The organism is Pectobacterium nicotianae (assembly GCF_023272715.1).
Taxonomy (GTDB): domain Bacteria; phylum Pseudomonadota; class Gammaproteobacteria; order Enterobacterales; family Enterobacteriaceae; genus Pectobacterium; species Pectobacterium brasiliense.
Genome location: NZ_CP096821.1, coordinates 3,999,762 through 4,015,813 on the forward strand (window position 1 = coordinate 3,999,762; position 16,052 = coordinate 4,015,813).

The following is a 16,052-nucleotide window of genomic DNA, read 5'->3' on the forward strand; positions in this document are numbered from 1 at the left end:
AACTTTTTTACCTTCCTGAGGTCATACAATCGCCTTGCAGGTTTCCAAGTCCTGCAAGGTCTATTATCATCGGCAACCTATGCCCTTAAGGAATGTAATCACTATGCGCTGTAAAACGCTGACTGTCGTCGCCGCGGTGGTTGTTATGCTGACTGCCGGTTGTTCCACACTGGAAAAGGTGGTCTATCGGCCGGACATCAATCAGGGAAACTATCTGGCACCGGCTGACGTTGCGAAAATTCACACCGGCATGACCAAACAACAGGTCGCTTATACGCTGGGTACACCTATGATGCAGGATCCGTTTGGCAGCGATACCTGGTTTTACATCTTCCGCCAGCAGCCTGGCCATGAATCGGTAAAACAGCAGACGCTGACGCTGACCTTCAGCGGCAGTGGCGTGTTAACCAACATCAACAACAAGCCCGCGCTGGATTAATGCTTTCAATGCCGTTCGGCTGAATCAGGATGAACGATTCTGGCAGCCAGAGGCGACGCGTTAAAACGAAGCCAACAATGGGCGGAGTACGTGAAGGAAGCCAGCACACACGCGGCTTGATGTATGACGGGTATAACAGCAGGCAAATCTGAACACTTCAGGTTTGCCTGTGTTTTTTTGTAAGGGCATTTCGATAAGGACGCTCAGGAAAACGTCATGTGCCGTTCAACGACATCGTTCAGGATTTGCTCTTAGCACGTTCTGCGCGCTGACGACGTAGTTCTTTCGGATCGGCAATCAGCGGACGATAAATTTCTACACGATCCCCCTCCTGCACCACATCGGCCAGCTTCGCCGCGCGGCTGTAAATACCGACTTTATTCACCTGCAAATCGATATCATGGCGCAGTTCCAGCAGGCCCGATGCCACAATCGCCTGCTCAACCGTACTGCCTTCTTCCAGCTTCACCGTGCGTAGATACTGGCGTTCCGGCAACGCGTAGACCACATCAACCTGCATTGCGGACACTGTAGACCTCTTTTGCTCGCTGCGTGAAAGCCTGGACCATATTTCCCGCCAGCTCCTTGAATACTTTGCCAAAAGCGAGTTCAATCAAGGCATTGGTGAATTCAAATTCCAGATGCAGCTCGACTTTACAGGCATCGGCGCTCAGCGGCGTAAAGTGCCAGTCGCCACCCAGCTGACGGAATGGGCCATCGACCAGCTGCATATTGATATTCTGGTTGTGCGTCAGCGTATTACGGGTGGTAAAGGTCTTGCTGATACCTGCTTTGGAAACGTCCACTGCGGCGGTCATCTCCCCTTCTGAGGAGGAGAGCACGCGGCTCCCCGTACAGCCCGGTAAAAACGCGGAGTAGGAAGCGACATCATTCACCAGCTTGTACATCTGTTCAGCGCTGAACGGCACCAGTGCGGAACGACTTATCTTTGGCATACTATTTTCCGTGATTCATAAAACGCGCAAAATAATAGCACTGATAGCCCGACAGACAAAAATTCTGCGAAGCTTATCGCACGATATCATTAACCACGACACGGACGCACGGCGGGGATTTCATTCCCAATGACATCCAGTATAATGACGGCACTATGACAAAGAAAAAAGCATACAAACCCGGTTCCGCCACCATTGCGCAGAACAAGCGCGCCCGTCACGAATACTTCATTGAGGAAGAATTTGAGGCCGGCCTTGCGCTGCAAGGATGGGAAGTCAAATCACTGCGCGCAGGCAAAGCAAACCTCAGCGACAGCTATGTCACCTTCATGAACGGTGAAGCTTACCTGTTTGGCGCAACGATCACGCCGCTGAATGTGGCTTCATCACACGTTGTGTGCGATCCCACGCGCACGCGCAAACTCCTGCTCAACAAGCGCGAGCTGGATTCGCTGTTTGGCCGCGTCAGTCGCGATGGCTACACGGTCGTCGCACTGTCCATGTATTGGAAAAATGCCTGGAGCAAAGTCAAAATCGGCGTGGCGAAAGGTAAAAAAGATCACGACAAGCGTGATGACATCAAAGAACGTGAATGGAAGTTAGACAAAGCCCGTATCATGAAGAACGCCAATCGCTAAGCCACTGGCTTAACAACGGTAAGTTCTGGTATACTGGCGACAGTTTCTTGGGGGCTGATTCTGGATTCGACGGGATTTGCAAAGCCCAAGGTGCATGCCGAGGGGCGGTTTGCCTCGTAAAAAGCCGCAAAAAAATAGTCGCAAACGACGAAACCTACGCTTTAGCAGCTTAATAACCTGCTTTTAGCCCTCTCTCCCTAGCCTCCGCTCTTAGGACGGGGATCAAGAGAGGTCAAACCCAAAAGAGATCGTGTGGATGCCTTGCCTGGGGTTGAAGCACTAAATCTAATCAGGCTAGTTTGTTAGTGGCGTGTCTATTCGCAGCTGGCAAGCGAATGTAAAGATAGACTAAGCATGTAGTACCGACGGTAGAGTGGTTCCGGACGGGGGTTCAAATCCCCCCAGCTCCACCAATTTAGATTCCGGTTATTACCAGATAAGGCCGGAAACGTGAAAAAGCCGCTAACCGCAAGGTTCAGCGGCTTTTTTATGTCTGTAATAGTCCGACGATATTCGCCTGAATCCGGTGACTATTGGTATACGTTTAGGTATACGCAAACTGAGCATACAGACCAATCTTGAGTTGAAAGACGAATCAGACGCTGACTGGCTGCCCAAATGTGAGTCGGCGAGGTAGAAGCCAGAAACGAAAAGACCGCAATCGATGATGAGTCACTCATTACCAACTCATTACCCATTAATACATTGATTAGTAATAGCAAAACCCCAGAATGAAGAGGGTGAACAGTTTTGTGAAAAATCTTTTTATTGGGATGTCAGAGAATACTTTTCTCAAAAATATCGACTAATGGTTGAGTATTGCCGTGGTATCCGGCCACGTTAGCCGCTAACCATTCCTGAACGCCGATATTTTCGAAAGAGACACCATAGCCACAATTGATAATCATATGCTCGAACAGTAAACGCTGAGAACGTCCATTGCCTTCCCGAAACGGGTGAATTACATTCAAATCTGAATAATATTCTGCTAACTGAGTTATTAGCGCTGGACGTTCAAGGCCTTGTAAAAAGTTATCATTGGATAGCCGTGTAAAAATTTTATTGGCTTCAATTTCGATACGGGATACGGTGCAGAAACGTGTTTGACCTTTAGAAATATCGATACGCCGTATTTCTCCTGCCCAATCGAATAAATCCCCAAATATTTTCCCGTGCAGCCCACACCAATAATGTAAATCGTAAGGCGGTTCTTCAAATTCAATATCAAGAACGGCCAGCTCGGATAGTTGACGTTCCGCATCGTCGAATTTACTGTCATCGTTGATGCAGAGTTTATTTATCAGAACATCGCTATCAGGGTAGGTATAAGGATCTTGCCCTGAGCCGTATTTATCAGACATAACCACCCGCTTTATACTTGGCAATCAGGTTTTTTCTCAGCGCTTCCCTTTCCTGTTTGTCAGCGGGAAGTGGTGTATCTTCAATATTGAATCCCTCAAGGCGCATACTGTCACGATAGTTTTTGAGTTTCACCTGGTTGTAGTAATCACGCTTTTCTTCCAGCGTCACCATGCGCGAGGAGCGCGTTTTGTCTGGCAACGCTTTGGTGGTGATTTTACGATGTTGTTTGAATATCAACAGATCGGTATTTTTCAGTTTCTCAACCAGCCGTTCCCCGTCACCGAACACCCCCCATGACGAGATAGACAGGGCTTGCCGTTTGCCACTTTTTACACGAGTAATGCTGATATCCATCGTTGACTGGAGCGTGTTTAACACTTCCTGTACTTTTCTTTCAGAGATACCTGTAGCGGTTACGATAGAGTGCGTATTAGGGGAATCCTCTTGTACCAGAGCCGCGAGTACCGCCATTTCATAGCGCATGTGCTTTCACCTTTAATCCGCATATATATGCGATAAAGATTACCACAATTGCAGCCTGGCAGTATCTTACCTGCATGGGTGATGAGTGACTTGTCGCCTGCTCGTTCACTGTTAACCACTTAAAAATAAAGATAAAAAATGAAAGATGAAGAGAGTGAACAGTTTTGTGAAAAATCTTTTTATTTTGGCTACTGACACTTACATGACGAACGGCACTTTCCCGCCCTCTCCTTTTAACGCTTGCTGTAACGCACTTAAGAGTGCTTTTAATTCGCTGCTTAAATATTGGCTAAAAGCCTCACGCCCTAACGTTCTATCAAATACTGCTTGTGGCAGGAATCGCCGCATTTCAGCGCTAAAGCGACCATCCCCCACAACCTGATCGATGCTCTGTATGCGCTGTGCCAGTAGATCATCATAATTAGGGATGCGGTAATCCTGTATTTTCTTACGAATCAGATCGATATCATAAGTCGCGTTTTGTTGGATCAGCCACGGCAAGTCCCAAAGGTCACGATAGCGGATATATTTGGTAGTGGCGACAAGCGAAACCAGTTTGTCGCACATCACTTCATTCAGCGTTTCACACATGAGCAGCGTATCGGAATAACCATCGGGTAAAACCTCATAGTTACGTTTTAACGTCATCGGCGTTCGGGTATAAGCCGGTATATTGGCGATCTCAATCTTGATCCGTTGCCTTGGCATATCGCGTTTTTCCGGTGCAGTGGTCACGGATACCTGCCATTTGTCGATGCGAACGTCCTCATAACCGGGTTCATTCCGCAGTTCATGTGGCTCTTTCACTTTGACCTCAAGGCCGTACCGATTCCCCAGATAATCTTCAATACAGGCTTTCATGTTCTTCAGGTCTGCGCCAGAAAACGCGACACCGCCGGCAAAATCCAAATCTTCACTGAAGCGGTTTGCGCCATGACACAGCCTTAACGATGTCCCTCCCTGAAAAGTAAGCTGCTCTAGCAAGCGCCCATTATCCAAACAATAGAGGATGTCGTAGTGCAAAAGCTCCTTCTCCACCACATTGCGCAAACCTTCAAGCTCGGCTGATTCCACCGCTTTGCTGACCAATTCGGCAAAGTTAACTTTCTGATTCATGATATAGCTCCGATTCGTCAATCAGGTGGGTATTACGCCCAACGCGGCGTAAATCCCTCACGGCAGTTTTCTTCGTTGCTTGCCGTAACGGGGAATTGCCAAAATAGGTATCCTGCAAAATCTGCTCTGGTGGCCGCTTGGTATGGGTAAATTCAATCACCCCAAAAGGCGTTTTATGTTCTTCGGAACGTCCGGTGGTCATCACCGTGATCCGGTCAATCGGTATTTGAGAAATCACGCCATATTCAGACAAGGCAGATTCGAGGCTAAGATAGTTATATTCACCACGGCGTAGCGCTAAAACGATGCGCTCAAGCGTATAGGCATCTTTGCTTTTGGCATGGTTATAAACGTACACACCGCGAATCGCACGGGTAAGAATGCCATCTTTGACTAAACGATTTAGCCCGGCATTAAACGCTCTGGGCGTATCTTCATGGAAAATCTTGGCTAAATCGCGGGAGGTGAAGACATAACGCCCTTGCTTATCGAAAGCATTTAAACGCTCAATAGCAGTGATCCTGTCCATTCATAAGTCCACATGAAAACCACATAATTGTGTTATGCACATATACTTGAATAGAAACAATCCGTCAAGTCTACGCCAAAACCACTAAAAAGTGACATTCACGTGTACTTATCAAAAGATTATCATAGATTGAGGTAACAAAAAGGTGGGATTCATAGGGTGAGAACGTTAGCAAAAAAATCTATCACTTTTCTGCATTGGTATACGTTTAGGTATACCAATAAAGTCTTAACTCACACTTAAAACATCAATATCATTATGTTACGTGAAATATTCAGATTCCCCCAGCCCAATTTAGATTCCGGTTATTACCAGATAAGGCCGGAAACGTGAAAAAGCCGCTAGCCGCAAGGTTCAGCGGCTTTTTTATGTCTGTAATAGTCCAAGAGCATCCAGCTAAATCCGGAGATAATTGGTACACGTTTAGGTACACGACATACTGTGGTCCATTAAACGTGTACCAATTATTGAAGAGATCCAAACATGGCGCGCATCACACACCCTCTCACTAACAACGAAATCTTTAAAGCTAAACCCCGCGAAAAAGACTTCACCCTGCATGATGGTGGTGGCCTATTCCTACTCGTCAAAACAACTGGTAAAAATTCTAGCGCTTCCGCTACCAACGTCCAATCGGTGGTAGCCGAACCAATTTGAGTTTCGGCTTATATCCTGCCCTTACGCTCGCAGCAGCTCGTCAGATACGTGACCAGCATTTAATTACGCTCGCACAAGGCATAGATCCTCAACAGCAGCAGGAACAAGCGTCAGAACAACGCCAGATTGAGTTAGACAGCATTTTCTCAACTGTGGCAACTGGTTCCAGATTAAAAGCAAGAGCGTCACAGAAGACTATGCGAAAGATATTTGACGTTCTTTAGATAAGGATCTGTTTCCGACAATCGGTACCATGCCTGTTCAGGAAATTAAAGCCAGAACGATTGTTGAGGCGCTGGAACCAATCAAGGCGGCGTGGTGCACTAGAGACCGTACGCCGATTAGTACAGCGTATTAACGAAATCACGATTTGCTCAGTTAATACCGGTCTAATTGACGCTAATCCTGTATCAGGAGTAGGTATGGCTTTTGAGAAACCCAAAAAGCAAAACATGCCTACGTTGCGGCCAGAAGAATTGTCAAAGTTGATGAGGTCTTTGGTTATGTCAAATCTGTCTGTACCGACTCACTGTCTGATTGAGTGGCAGCCCCTTACTCTTGTACGACCATCAGAGACTTCTGGTGCTAGATGGGCAGAGATCGATCTCAGTGCAAAGCTCTGGACAATTCCAGCCAAACGAATGAAAGCCAAGCGTGAGCACATTGTTCCTTTATCACTTCAAGCACTAGAGATTCAGGAAGCAATGAAGTCAATTAGTGGCCACTGTGAATTTATTTTCCCTAATAGAAATGATCCAAAGTTGCCTATGAATAGCCAAACAGCAAATGCAGCTCTTAAGCGAATTGGTTATGGAGGTAAGCTTGTTGCGCATGGATTGCGTTCGATTGCTAGTACAGCAATGAATGAACAAGGTTTTAATTCTGATATAATTGAAAGTGCTCTAGCTCATGTAGACAAAAATGAAGTAAGACGGGCATATAATAGATCAATTTATCTAACGCAAAGAGTTGAACTAATGGAGTGGTGGGGTAAATATGTTTTACCCCACACAAATCCTTAGTCCTCCACAGGGGTTCCTAAAGCTATTCTAAATCCCCCATTTAGGAACTCCTCATTCATTGACAAGCTATCAATTAACGCTCTTTTCCAATGATTCAACCCAAACCGTTGAGTATAGTTATCTCTTGTACGCTTTAATAATGCTCTCAACCCTTCTTTTCCAGAAGAGTCAAATGTCATCTCAAACGACACAAACATACTACCTAAAAAATCATTCGCTTCAGCCACCAACCTATCATTCAAGTTAATACGTTCTATTTGAAAACATAAAGAATCATAAACACCCTGACTGAAACAAGGTATTTGCTCAATAGAAAATGATATTTTAAGAGCTGAATCATTCATGGCTGTATTTGCAATAAAAAAAACCTCTGTAGGTTCTTCAAAGTAATATAAATGTAAAAAACCCACCCCATTATTTACAACTGCTGTTCTTTTTTTATTATTGCATTTATGACAAGTAGGAATTAAGTTTTTTGCGTATATGGATAAACAATGATATTTAGACTCTGGTAGATAATGATCTAAATCAGTAGTTGCTTCAATACCACATAATGGACATTTTTTAGCACTTAAGAATAAACGCGCTCTCAAATCAGACAAACGGCCATTTTCTTGAACTTCAGCATAACATGCTTTTAAAGCATCTTTTGAAGCTGCACTGATCCTTTGTCCTTCCAAAAACTTATGTGGCAAGCCTCTATTTTCGTGATAAAAATCATATATTTTTTCTATTTCCTCCTGTTCTCCTTGAAGTAAAGTATACTTAGGTGAACCATTTTTATATGTCAACGCTGTGGATAGCTCATCTAGTCTTCCATTGTCATGAGGTAGGGATAATTTCCACATATCATTCCACCTTAGTCGCTAACTTAGACAGTATGTAAGATCGAGCTTGAATACTTAACCCTTGGTCAAAACAAGACTCTATAAATTCAATTGCATTATCATGTTCCTTATAATTTTCTATAAGTTTATCAAGTTCGTCATGATAATCTGTCACCTGCGATGTCAGTGAAAATACAGCCGATGTTATAGAACCAATATTTTCGCCAAAAGTCTCAATCTCAGGCCTCTGAAAGTCTATTAAGCTCCCACTTCTAGTTATAACATTCACGTTCTTACTAAGTGTTTCCTGTACAACGACAGGTGAGTGCGTGGCTACAATAGCAAAAGCATCAACCTTATTAAGTATGATTCTCAAGGCGCTCATAAGAACAGCCAGAAGTGGTGGATGAAGATGAGTCTCAGGCTCATCAAAGAATACAAAACAACGTTTTTCGGCATATAAAATTATATGCAACATTGAATGTAAAACAAACTTATGCCCTGTGCTTAAATTATAAAAATAAGCTGCGGGGTTTTCTGAAAAACTATCTTCAAGCATGTCATCTACAATAGTCGAGATAGATGCCTCTTCCTTTAACTTTGATAATACACTTTGCAATGTTTTATTTTTACATTCATCTTGCTGAATTTTAATATATGCATCATTAAATTCTTTACTTAGAATCTCTAAGGGTTTTAAAATGGTTCTCTCTTGACGCTCTGAGGAAATATATATTTCCTCTATGTCAGTATCACTATACTGTTGTAGTTCAAGTTCCAACTCCGCACATACATCCCTTACACCACAATAAATATATCGCCCTTTTCCTTTTGCTATATCATTCTTTAGTTGAACTTTTTCTTTATAAGTTACACCGGGAATCTGGAAACTATCAAATGCACTATAAGACAAATTAATTATTTTAGGAAACCCGAGTCCTTCCGGATAGATTTCCCCGATACTGCTTATAATGTCTTTCTTTCTATCTTGAGTCGATGAGAATGCTACTTTAGATAATCGCGCTAATGTTGTGCTTTTACCTGTACCGTTACGCCCGACTATTACAGCCATACGGCATGGTAACTTTTGATAATTAAAATAACCATATTGTTTAGAATCAAAATCTAACTTCAAAGAAGTTAACATTCTCTCATGAGAGAACTCAAACTTCACATCAATACTTGGAATAGATGAAAAGTTGTGTTCTAAAATGTATTTTGGCAAAAGAAATATATCATCATCATCTTTTAAATCCCTCATTACCGAAGAGGCCCAGACATTTTCATCTTTAAAACCCTCCGATTCATAATCAAATAGATTGATATCGCGTAAAGACATTAGAATTGCATTTCTAACTTCATTATTAAGTTTAGAGAGCCTTGTGTAGTAATCTAAGGATTGCCCAACAGAACAATATTCTGAACTTAAAGGTGGTAGTTCACCAAGCTCTACCATGTATGAATAATCAGCCACCTGTCCTTTTTTTATTATTTTGACGGCACCAACATATTCTATTTCATCAGAACCAGTCAGTTTCTTCGTTAAATAAAGATGATATTTAGTAATATAACTATAATCATTCCAATCATCCCGCTGCAACATGATTTCATATTCTGCACTATTAGTTGGCGAGTCTTTTCTTGAATGAGGAGTAACATATATCTTCATATAGTACTTTTTTCCCAATGATTCGACGTTTAGTTCAAATGATCTACCGTTTTGAGTCTAAAATTGCAACTACTTATATTTGTATACCCACGCAATGCTCTCCCCGCCTCGCCTTCCCGCTTTGTGTGTCGGTTTAATGCAGTTGCATTGCGAGGCAATGGCCGCATAGGCCCGAATAATACGTCAGGAAAATAGCAGCTTCAGAAGCGATACGATGAACGCCGGAATAGCTGATTTTCGCCGCCTTTTAGGTGGTTTTTTCTTACCTCTCAACTGGCAGACTCAGAAGCCCGTCACGCTCTCGAATAGCATCACACTAACCCACCAACACTCACGAGAATCAGCGCGGCACAGCGACCCACTCAGGCCACAAAATTAAATAAAAAATAAATAAACACTTTATCGCTGGCGCGCGAATGCTATCCCCGCCACGCCTGCCCGCTTTATGTAGCGCTTTTCATGCAATTGCATGGAGACACTCAGGCCGCGCCAATACTGGTGCCGTAGGATAGATTCGAGAGTAAATATTACATGCAATTCCATACACCGTATGCATGCAGGATCAAAAAATCACTAGTCAGAGAAAAAAGCTCACAAAAAATCCCGGGTATTAGTGACAATGAAATTATAATCTGGCTAATCAATTACACAGAGCTGAAACCGAATGATCCTTATATTTTTTCTGCATAGCGGGCGATATTGATTATTGGATTCTCATTGGCCGTACTGCCTAACATGAACTCAGCATACGGGCAGGTTTACCTAACTAGATCAAATGCCCGAACCACAACAAGTAATCCTATTGATCCTTTAAGCCATCAAGTCATGTAAAATACCAACAAAACACGCTATTGATACAGGTCATGGATAGATGCACCGTCTTTATAAAAAAGCGATAACCTATTTATTGTCGAAGGATTTTCTCGTTACTCTCCTCGTCTTATCCATCATGCTATCTATTTTCTGGTACATGCTTTGGGCTTCACAGCTGTCACGTCGCACGGTACTGATCGAGACATTTCCGGAACTCACTATCTACCTTACGTTTGGGATCGTGTTGGGGCTTATCTTTGCTGGCCGGGCGATCTATTCTCGGTCGGTAAAGAAGAAAATAAAGCACATGCTCGAAATGTTTTTCGGAGGCTTCGTGCTGGGATTTCTTTCCATCGTGAATATTTTTGACGTGTATGTTTATCTGTTCCCCGATGAGGTGATTAGTTACACATCCGACTATAAAATTGTTTTTCCTGGGCCATCCACAGGAAAAAGTAGTCGTTGCGAAGCCGGCATATGGGTTAAAGATGTCCATACAGGGCAATTTAAACAGCTATGCACCAACAAAGAAATGCTGTTCAAAAAAAGAAGGCAAGGAATGGATGAGTTATGGATCACCGCGCGGGTCAATGAACTCGGCACGTATATTGTCGATTATCGGTTTACCTACAAGTAGCGCTCACCTTCAAGGTCGCCAATTCCACCGTATTATTGGTACATTTAGTAAGGTTAATAAATTAAAATATCGGAAACTCGCTCAGGTCGATTTTCGGTCTGCAATGAACATCAGCACCCCGCCAAAATGAAATCATCTACTGGAATATATTTCCTGTTTACACGCTTGGACATCACCGATAGCGCAATCTTACATTCCGAAAGCAAATAATAACAATTGGTTATAATTTCAAGTGTAAATTAACGTCAGTTTTTCAAACGTGGGCTGGATGACGATGTGCGATCCAATTTACGTCCTATCACTGGTGATAATACGAATACCGGAATGTTGATATTCATTTTATACGACTAAAAAGAGGTGTTACTGCTATGTTCAGAAAATTATCTCTCCTGAAGATCGTTGCCATTTTTGCTATTTCACCCTTTGCATTTGCTAAATCGGACATACTGCGTATCGGCGTCGATTTAACGTATCCCCCTTTTCAGAGCATGGATAAAAATGGTAATCCGTCGGGATTTGAAATCGAGGTAACCGATGCCATCTGTGAATCGGTAAATGCAAAATGTGACTATATCGTCAACACATTTGATTCCCAGATTGCCGCCCTTCTCGCCAAAAAAATAGACGTCATTGCGCCACTTGGCGTGACACGCAAGAGAAAAGAATCGATAGCTTTCAGTGACTATGTTTTCCACGTTCCCACCAAACTTGTCGCAAGGAAAGAATCCAATCTTCTTCCCCAGGCTGAGCTGCTGCGCGGGAAAAATATCGCGGTACAGCAAGGTACCATTCAGGAAGCCTACGCCAATAAATATTGGCTACCTGCCGGGGTGATTGTTAAAAACTATCCCGATCAGGAAGCCATTTATGAGGATTTACAATCAGGAAGAGTGGAAGGCGCACTGTGTCCGTCGGTTGCCGTCGCGTTTGGATTTTTAAAAACCCCACAGGGTAAAGATTTTGAGCTAAAAGGAGAGGAAGTCACCGATGCGGATTTATTTAGCCTCGGTTCTGCATACGGTATACGCAAAGACGATACGGAAACAAAACAGCTCATCAATCAGGGGCTGAAAGATATCGTTCAAAAAGGCATATATGCAAAAATACAGAAACGCTATTTTGGCGATATCGATTTAAGCGTGAAGGAATAATGTCAGGCGCGGTTTACTGATTATTTTCATGCTCAACCGCTCTCCCTAGCCACCAGAAGGCCGGGGAGATTTTGCTGAAACGGAAGTTTACGGGTGAAAGATAAGCATGCTAAGGTCAATTGAGATAAGCTACATACCCTGAAATATAACGGGTATTAAGATGGAAATCGTTCGCCTGTAACTACAAGCGAACACATTAACCAAGGTCGGAAAATGCAGACTATACCAGTAACCGTTTTTTCAATTAGCACCTGCATTTGTGATCTCGTCACTTACCCAAACGATGACGACATTGCTGTTCCCAATGCAATTATGCAGGCTGTTTTAAGCCAGTTAGATATTGATGTGGATCTGTGCAAACTGTACGATCACTACATTGATGATGTAGCCTGCGGTCAGGGAGACATTTGGGTATATCGTTCAGATTCACTCTCCGACACCTATTTCATTATCGATTTCAATGTTGGAATGACGGAACAATTAGACATCTCGTCTTTCTATCTACAAAGCCCCCATCAATTTGCCACCGAGAAAATCAGGCCATTGCTGCGAGATTTCTTTGACCAGTTGCAATATCAAGTCAGCTATCAAGAAAGCTGTGGGTTGACACAAGTGAGCACAATGCTAAGCACTCCGTCAGGCAATACGTACCAAGTAATAGAAGAAAACGGCTATGAGCAAAAAGTTCTGTTTAAGAACTAATGTTTAAGATGGCGTAACCGTGGATTCCCCACTGCTCGATTCCCATATCCAACCGGCTGTGCTCCCCAATGTCAGCAACAGAATGTTGATAAAGAGGGCGAGCGCCATTAGCCCCTTTTCTGTTACTATCACGCGTTGGAAAATAGCGATATATATGTGAATATATCTCGCTTCACATCACCGCTCTCAATCACGCTTTCACAGTGAACTACACGCAGGAGAAATCATGAGCCTTCACCTCTGGCTGGCTTATACAGGCATCATCATCGCCCTGATTGCCATTCCGGGCCCATCAGCCTTGATCAGCATGTCGCACGGTTTACGCTACGGCGCTTCACGCGCAACCGCAACCGTACTCGGCGGCGTCAGCGCGGCAATGATATTGATGTCCTGTTCAGCACTGGGGTTAGGTGCCATTCTCGCTGCGTCAACCACCGCATTCATCGCATTAAAAATTGTTGGTGCGGTTTATCTCATCTGGTTGGGCATCGCATCATGGCGCTCTAAGGATATGAGCACCGCGGAGCAGGACACACAGGAAGCCTCGGCTCCGGGATGGTTTCCGCTATTCCGCAAAGGCTTTCTGGTCGGGATCAGTAATCCGAAAGATCTGCTGTTTTTCGCTGCGCTCTTCCCAAATTTTATCGATACCAGCGCCCCGCACGCTTTGCAGCTCATTATTCTTGCTGTGACCTGGGCGGTCTTCGATTTCAGCATCATGTTCATCTATGCCTGCACCGGCCGTCGTTTATCGGGCCTTTTCTCCAATCCGCGCCGCATCAAACTGTTTAACCGCTCGACGGGCGGGATCTTTATTCTGGCAGGCACAACATTGGCAGCGTCAACGCGTTAATTGACTGGCTCCTGCTGCCGTCAGGTCAGCAGGAGCAACACCATTACGATGCCGTGACAAAATCAGCGATCCCCTTCTCGTCCATCCGATAGCGGACCCACTCATCCTGCGGCTTCGCGCCAATGCTCTTATAGAAATCGATCGCGGGTTGGTTCCAGTCCAGCACGCTCCACTCCAACCGTCCGCACTGTCTTTCCTGTGCAAGACGCGCAACCTGTTTCAGCAGCGCTTTGCCCGCTCCCGCATTACGATACGCCTGCGCAATGTAGAGATCTTCCAGATAGATGCCGTATTTCCCCAGCCAGGTTGAGTAGCTCATGAAGAAAATCGCATAGCCGACAGGCTTGCCATCAATCTCGCAAATCAGCGTTTCAGCCGTCGCGCCCTCACCAAATAACGAGCGCTCAATATCCTCAAGCGAGGCCAGCACTTCGTGGCGCGCTTTCTCGTACACAGCAAGCTCGATAATTAAATCCAGAATCACGCTCGCATCTGATTTCTGCGCGGGGCGGATGGCTATATTCATAAAGGCTGGGTTCATAAAGTCTTTCTTCTCCGGTGCTAATTTTTCCAACGCTAACTATGACCAAGGCTTGCCATGCTACCGGATTAAAAATACTGTATGAACTGCATTCTCTACAGCGACTGATGAACATCATGCATCTGGATTTACGGCGTATCGATTTAAATTTACTGGTGGTATTTAACAGCGTGTACCAGCATCGATCCGTCGCCGCAGCGGCAAAAGAGCTGGCGATGAGCGCATCAGCAGTCAGCCACGCGCTGACGCGCTTGCGCAATACGTTTTCCGATGAACTGTTTTTTCGGGTTGGCAACACCATGCATCCGACCGTAGTGGCGGACGATATTGCAGAGCCGATAGCGGAAAGTCTGGCGCTGCTGACGCAAGGTCTGACGCCGCGCCCACGCTTTAATCCCGCTCGCAGCACGGAAAGTTTCACCTTTTCCATCACCGATTACACCGCGTTTTCGGTGTTTCCTACCCTGATGGCGCACATGGAAAAGCTGGCACCCCATATCAAATTCAATCTGGTTTATTCGCCGCAGAAGGTCGCGATTACGGACTTGCTGGCAGGGAAAATCGACTTTGCTTTAGGGTTCACCGACATGACGCAATTGGAAAACAGGGAAATTGAGGAGATAGACTGGATTGAAGACAGCTATGTCATCATCACCGCCGCGGATTATCTGTCAGGCAGGGCGCTTACGCTGGATGATTACCTCGCCGCCCGGCATCTTGTCGTGACGCCCTGGAATGAGTCCCGCGGGGTGATTGACTACGCGCTGGATAAGCTCAACAAAAAGCGTCATATCGCACTGAAGACGCCTTCCATGATGAGTGCGCCGTTTATCATCGCTGATTCAACGCTGATCATGGCATTACCCCGCAACGTCGCGACAATCTTTGCGCAATTCCTGCCGTTGCGGATTCACGCCTTGCCTTTCACCGTGCCACCCTATCGCGTGAAGATATACAGTCATCGCCGCAATAGCCGTTCGGAAGCCAGTCAGTGGATTAAAAGTCTGTTACACAGGCTGGTGGCACATCCCATAACGAACTGATTGCGGCGATAGGAAAATCACAAGCCTGACTGTCTGATTTTCAGTTCTGTTCCGGTAGCACATTGTTCTGGTATTAAATGCCGAGAGCGTCAGCAACCTGCTCACTTTCCGCTTTGGAAAAGTTGGCGTAGGTCAGCGCATCAAGCAATGCGGCGCGATCGATCGTCGGATAAATCTCCGGGCTCTGTAAGAGCTGGCCGATTTCCTGAACGGTGAGTTGGGGATAGATGGCGTGTGATGCAACGGCAATGTCGCGAGCGGCGTAACACAGTTTGCGTAAAATCACCGCAATCTGCTGGTACGTGATTGTCTCCTGATACACGGTATAAAGCACATCGGCGATTAATGTCGACGTCAAAACCGAAATACGGGACACATCACCGGCTCGTCCACCCAATGCCTGAAGAATATGTTCGACGGCCTGTTCTGGCGTTTTTCCCTGCGCCTGTTGTGAAGCCAGTACGGAAACCAATTTATTTTTTATTTCATCATTTGCCATCGTTCGGTTCCTTCATACATTGATTACAGATGTTATTTTAGTATAAGCACGCTACCTGTCATGGCAGTAATGAGCAAACAAAATCATACGGCGATACCCTTCAATAGGTACAAAA

At 44.9% G+C, this 16,052-nt stretch carries 17 protein-coding genes, 1 other RNA gene and 1 pseudogene; 9 read left to right on the forward strand and 10 right to left on the reverse strand.

Features of this window, described 5'->3' with window-relative positions; all coding sequences use genetic code 11:
- The first annotated feature begins 103 nt into the window (after positions 1-103).
- The gene (bamE, locus tag MYB54_RS17795; RefSeq protein ID WP_010282437.1) at positions 104-439 is read left to right on the forward strand and encodes an outer membrane protein assembly factor BamE; all 336 of its coding nucleotides are present in this window, start codon (positions 104-106) and stop codon (positions 437-439) included.
- Between the two features lie 238 nt (positions 440-677).
- Here the strand turns inward: bamE and MYB54_RS17800 are convergent, their stop codons facing one another.
- The gene (locus tag MYB54_RS17800) at positions 678-959 is read right to left on the reverse strand and encodes an RnfH family protein (RefSeq protein ID WP_010282431.1); all 282 of its coding nucleotides are present in this window, start codon (positions 957-959) and stop codon (positions 678-680) included.
- On the reverse strand, positions 949-1,395 hold the full coding sequence (locus MYB54_RS17805) for a type II toxin-antitoxin system RatA family toxin (RefSeq protein WP_010282427.1): 447 nt from the start codon (positions 1,393-1,395) through the stop codon (positions 949-951). Before MYB54_RS17805 ends, MYB54_RS17800 begins: the two co-directional genes overlap by 11 nt.
- Positions 1,396-1,550: 155 nt before the next feature.
- On the opposite strand from MYB54_RS17805, the gene smpB reads away from it, so the two are divergent.
- A complete protein-coding gene (gene smpB / locus MYB54_RS17810) occupies positions 1,551-2,033 on the forward strand; it encodes an SsrA-binding protein SmpB (RefSeq protein ID WP_039281975.1) in 483 nt (160 codons plus the stop codon).
- Between the two features lie 50 nt (positions 2,034-2,083).
- Positions 2,084-2,446, forward strand: a transfer-messenger RNA (tmRNA) gene (ssrA, locus tag MYB54_RS17815).
- Positions 2,447-2,809: 363 nt separating this feature from the next.
- Here ssrA and MYB54_RS17820 read toward each other — a convergent pair.
- The 4 genes from MYB54_RS17820 to abiEi all read right to left on the reverse strand — a co-directional run bounded on the left by MYB54_RS17820 (position 2,810) and on the right by abiEi (position 5,523).
- Positions 2,810-3,394: a putative adenosine monophosphate-protein transferase Fic gene (locus MYB54_RS17820; protein ID WP_014914242.1), complete on the reverse strand. Its 585-nt coding sequence runs from the start codon at positions 3,392-3,394 to the stop codon at positions 2,810-2,812.
- Positions 3,387-3,878: a YhfG family protein gene (locus tag MYB54_RS17825; protein WP_248721144.1), complete on the reverse strand. Its 492-nt coding sequence runs from the start codon at positions 3,876-3,878 to the stop codon at positions 3,387-3,389. The genes MYB54_RS17820 and MYB54_RS17825 overlap by 8 nt, the downstream gene beginning before the upstream one ends.
- Positions 3,879-4,076: 198 nt before the next feature.
- Complete coding sequence (locus tag MYB54_RS17830; RefSeq protein WP_248721145.1) at positions 4,077-4,994, reverse strand: nucleotidyl transferase AbiEii/AbiGii toxin family protein; 918 nt, start codon at positions 4,992-4,994, stop codon at positions 4,077-4,079.
- Positions 4,978-5,523, reverse strand: a complete 546-nt coding sequence (gene abiEi, locus MYB54_RS17835; protein ID WP_039282029.1) for a type IV toxin-antitoxin system AbiEi family antitoxin — start codon at positions 5,521-5,523, stop codon at positions 4,978-4,980. Before abiEi ends, MYB54_RS17830 begins: the two co-directional genes overlap by 17 nt.
- 483 nt (positions 5,524-6,006) lie before the next feature.
- On the opposite strand from abiEi, the pseudogene MYB54_RS17840 reads away from it, so the two are divergent.
- Positions 6,007-7,202, forward strand: a pseudogene (locus MYB54_RS17840) (integrase domain-containing protein).
- Here the strand turns inward: MYB54_RS17840 and MYB54_RS17845 are convergent.
- Entirely contained in the window at positions 7,199-8,050 is an 852-nt protein-coding gene (locus tag MYB54_RS17845; RefSeq protein WP_248721146.1) for an HNH endonuclease, read from the reverse strand. The pseudogene MYB54_RS17840 and the gene MYB54_RS17845 overlap by 4 nt on opposite strands.
- A 1-nt stretch (position 8,051) precedes the next feature.
- Positions 8,052-9,698, reverse strand: coding sequence for an AAA family ATPase (locus MYB54_RS17850; protein WP_080753784.1), 1,647 nt, complete (start codon positions 9,696-9,698; stop codon positions 8,052-8,054).
- Between the two features lie 871 nt (positions 9,699-10,569).
- Between MYB54_RS17850 and MYB54_RS17855 the strand changes: the two genes are divergently transcribed.
- The 4 genes from MYB54_RS17855 (at position 10,570) to MYB54_RS17870 (ending at position 13,854) form a co-directional block, all read left to right on the forward strand.
- Positions 10,570-11,148 carry a hypothetical protein gene (locus MYB54_RS17855; RefSeq protein ID WP_180776083.1) on the forward strand — a complete coding sequence of 193 codons (579 nt, stop codon included), beginning with the start codon at positions 10,570-10,572 and terminating at the stop codon, positions 11,146-11,148.
- 368 nt (positions 11,149-11,516) lie between these two features.
- Positions 11,517-12,299: a transporter substrate-binding domain-containing protein gene (locus tag MYB54_RS17860; protein ID WP_014914237.1), complete on the forward strand. Its 783-nt coding sequence runs from the start codon at positions 11,517-11,519 to the stop codon at positions 12,297-12,299.
- Positions 12,300-12,512: 213 nt separating this feature from the next.
- Positions 12,513-13,001, forward strand: coding sequence for a hypothetical protein (locus tag MYB54_RS17865; RefSeq protein WP_014914236.1), 489 nt, complete (start codon positions 12,513-12,515; stop codon positions 12,999-13,001).
- 226 nt (positions 13,002-13,227) lie between these two features.
- On the forward strand, positions 13,228-13,854 hold the full coding sequence (locus tag MYB54_RS17870; protein WP_010282349.1) for a LysE family translocator: 627 nt from the start codon (positions 13,228-13,230) through the stop codon (positions 13,852-13,854).
- Between the two features lie 43 nt (positions 13,855-13,897).
- Here MYB54_RS17870 and MYB54_RS17875 read toward each other — a convergent pair whose 3' ends face one another.
- Positions 13,898-14,380, reverse strand: coding sequence for a GNAT family N-acetyltransferase (locus MYB54_RS17875; protein ID WP_039274311.1), 483 nt, complete (start codon positions 14,378-14,380; stop codon positions 13,898-13,900).
- 122 nt (positions 14,381-14,502) lie between these two features.
- On the opposite strand from MYB54_RS17875, the gene MYB54_RS17880 reads away from it, so the two are divergent.
- Positions 14,503-15,438 (forward strand): LysR substrate-binding domain-containing protein, encoded by a 936-nt coding sequence (locus MYB54_RS17880; protein ID WP_180776095.1) that lies wholly within the window; start codon positions 14,503-14,505, stop codon positions 15,436-15,438.
- Between the two features lie 73 nt (positions 15,439-15,511).
- On the opposite strand, the gene MYB54_RS17885 is transcribed toward MYB54_RS17880, so the two are convergent.
- Positions 15,512-15,937 (reverse strand): hypothetical protein, encoded by a 426-nt coding sequence (locus tag MYB54_RS17885; protein WP_039282041.1) that lies wholly within the window; start codon positions 15,935-15,937, stop codon positions 15,512-15,514.
- Positions 15,938-16,052: the final 115 nt, after the last annotated feature.